Source organism: Acinetobacter sp. V2, assembly GCF_001188385.1.
Classification (GTDB): Bacteria; Pseudomonadota; Gammaproteobacteria; order Pseudomonadales; family Moraxellaceae; genus Acinetobacter; species Acinetobacter oleivorans.
Window position 1 is genome coordinate 305,931 of the sequence record NZ_JZFB01000001.1, and the last position, 2,388, is coordinate 308,318.

General features: G+C 37.1%; 2 protein-coding genes and 1 pseudogene. All 3 read right to left on the reverse strand.

The window, feature by feature from the left end:
• Positions 1–704: LysR family transcriptional regulator (locus UC75_RS01405; protein ID WP_228137005.1), on the reverse strand; the 704-nt coding region annotated here is incomplete at its 3' end.
• A gap of 100 nt (positions 705–804) precedes the next feature.
• Entirely contained in the window at positions 805–2,223 is a 1,419-nt protein-coding gene (locus tag UC75_RS01410; RefSeq protein WP_049836450.1) for a PLP-dependent aminotransferase family protein, read from the reverse strand.
• A 93-nt stretch (positions 2,224–2,316) separates the two neighbouring features.
• A pseudogene (locus UC75_RS18540) lies at positions 2,317–2,388 on the reverse strand (DUF2474 domain-containing protein); the annotation flags it as partial.

The following is a 2,388-nucleotide window of genomic DNA, read 5'->3' on the forward strand; positions in this document are numbered from 1 at the left end:
AAGGTAAAAATATCATTGACCTGTAAAGCAACTTTTGGTGAAAAACCTGCTTTTTTAAAAATAATGTCGCTGTCGTTATGAGTTGCAAAACCCTTGGTTAAAGTTAAAAAAGTTTCTTCTTTTAAAAGGCTTAAATCAATGTCTTTAAAATCGGCATATTTTGAATCTTTATTGACTGCTAGAAAGATATCGTCTGAAAACATCGGCAAAATTTCAAAGTCATCATCTTGAGTGGTTTCATTTAAAGCTACGATAATGGCATCAAGCTCAGTTGCTTTCAGCTTTTTCACCAAATCCTGATTTGAACTCAGCAACAGTTGAATATCAAGCTCACTACGTCTGAGCTTAAGACCGCTAATCACATTTGGAATCGTATTTACAGTTAAAGAATAAAGAGACCCTAAATGTAAAACCTTGGCTGCAAAGCCTGCGGCTTCTCTGGTTTTATTTACGGTAATAAAAATGTCTTGTACGATTTTTTGCGCCCGTTCTTCAAAGACATAAGCACTTTTTAAAGGAATGAGGTTACGGCCTTCATTTTTAAAAAGAGGACAACGTAAAGCGCTTTCTAAAGAATGTAAGGCTTTATGAATACTGACATTACTCAGCTGCATTTCTGTGGCTGTTTTAGACAAATTTCCACAGCGCATGAAAGCCAAAAAAATCTGTATTTTTTTAAGGGTGAGTTCTTCATCAATTTCCATATTAATCCTTTGAACCTGTTTCCCTTAAAACTATAGATTTGAGCTATAAAGTTACCACAAAATAAAGTCTATAAAATTGTGCTTAGGTCGAAGCATTTCTTTAGAGACTTGCTTCAACTCTTTGTTGAATGGTTTTGATAACCTGATCTAATGCATTTTGAATTTTAGTGTTCCATTCAAAAGAACAGTTAATTCTCAAATAATGCTGCTGTGCAGGTAAAACACTAAACAGAGGGCTTGGCGCAACGCCAATATCTTGCTGAATCAACGCTTCATAAACTTGCATACTGTCTAGCGTACTAGGAAGTTTGACCCATAGAAAATAGCCACTTGGGTAGTAATACACTTCGCAAGAGCTCGGTAAATGCTGCTTTAAGTAGTGATAAAACTGCTTTTTATAACGCTCAAGTGAAAGTCTAAGTGTACGTAAGTGCTTTTCGTAATGATGATGAGATAAAAACTCAACCAATGCATTTTGAATAAGTGCATTTACTGAAATGGTACTCATAAGCTGCAAGTGTTGAATATGGTCTGAAAACTTACCCGCATAGACCCAACCGACCCGAAAACCAGCACCTAATGTTTTAGAAAAAGACGAGCAGTGAAGCACCAGATTTTGTTGGTCAAAATACTTCATTGAAAGTGGTTTTTGGCCACCATAGAAAAGCTCTTCATAGACATCATCTTCAATCAAATAAATTTGGTGTTCATGAAGCAACTTGGCAATTTTATATTTAATGTCATCACTGACGGTAAAACCAATCGGGTTATGGGCATTCAGCATGAGCCAACACACCTTGATAGGATAGGTTTGAATGACTTGTTCAAAAGCTTCTAGGTCAAAACCATGTTGAGGATGTTCAGGAATGGTAATCACTTTAAGCCCTAAACGCTCGGCAGCTTGCCAAGCCCCATAAAACACGGTTTGCTGTAATAAAATATAATCGCCAGGTTGAGCAACGGCTTGTAGAGAAAGGTTAAGCGCGTCCAAACCTCCCGATGTAATGACAATGTCATCTGGGTCAGTCTGTATGCCTTGCATACAGTAGCGCTGAGCAATCAGTTTTCTTAAGGCTAAATTGCCTGGAGGTAGGCTTGTGGTCTGGTCATAACTTTGTCTTTGACGCGCAAGTTGTCCCATAATTTGAATGAGTTTGGGTGCTGTTAAAAACTGACTGTCCGGAAAAGCTGAACCAAAAGGTACGACAGACTCATGTTGAATTGACTTAAGATATTTAAAAACTAAGGAATTAATTTCAATTTTAGAGTTCAGTGAAACAACTGAATATTGCTCGAGTGGCTTTAGTGCAATTTGCTCTGCAACAAAGTACCCAGACTTTTCTTTTGAATAGATCAGACCTTGTGATTCAAGCTCCTGATAAGCATTCATTACGGTCATTAAACTAAAGCCAGAGCGTTGTACCTGATCTCTTAATGAAGGTAATTTTTCATGCGCACTTAAAGTGCCACTTTCAATGAGTTGGCGAATGCTATGAGCGAGTTGTTCTGATTTATACATGTATGAGCTGCACGAAATAAAAAAAGATGTACTGAATCAATAATAAATGCCGTTTGCAGAATCTACAAACGGCATTTGTTTAGAAAGTTGGAATTACTTTAAGTAAGGGGCTGCATAAATCAAGATAACTTTAAACAATCCCGCAATCACAGCTAAGGCTAAAAA

What these genes read in the sequence shown, in the direction of transcription:
- UC75_RS01410 (WP_049836450.1), bottom strand. Translation starts at nt 2,223, where the DNA reads ATGTATAAATCAGAACAACTCGCTCATAGCATTCGCCAACTCATTGAA.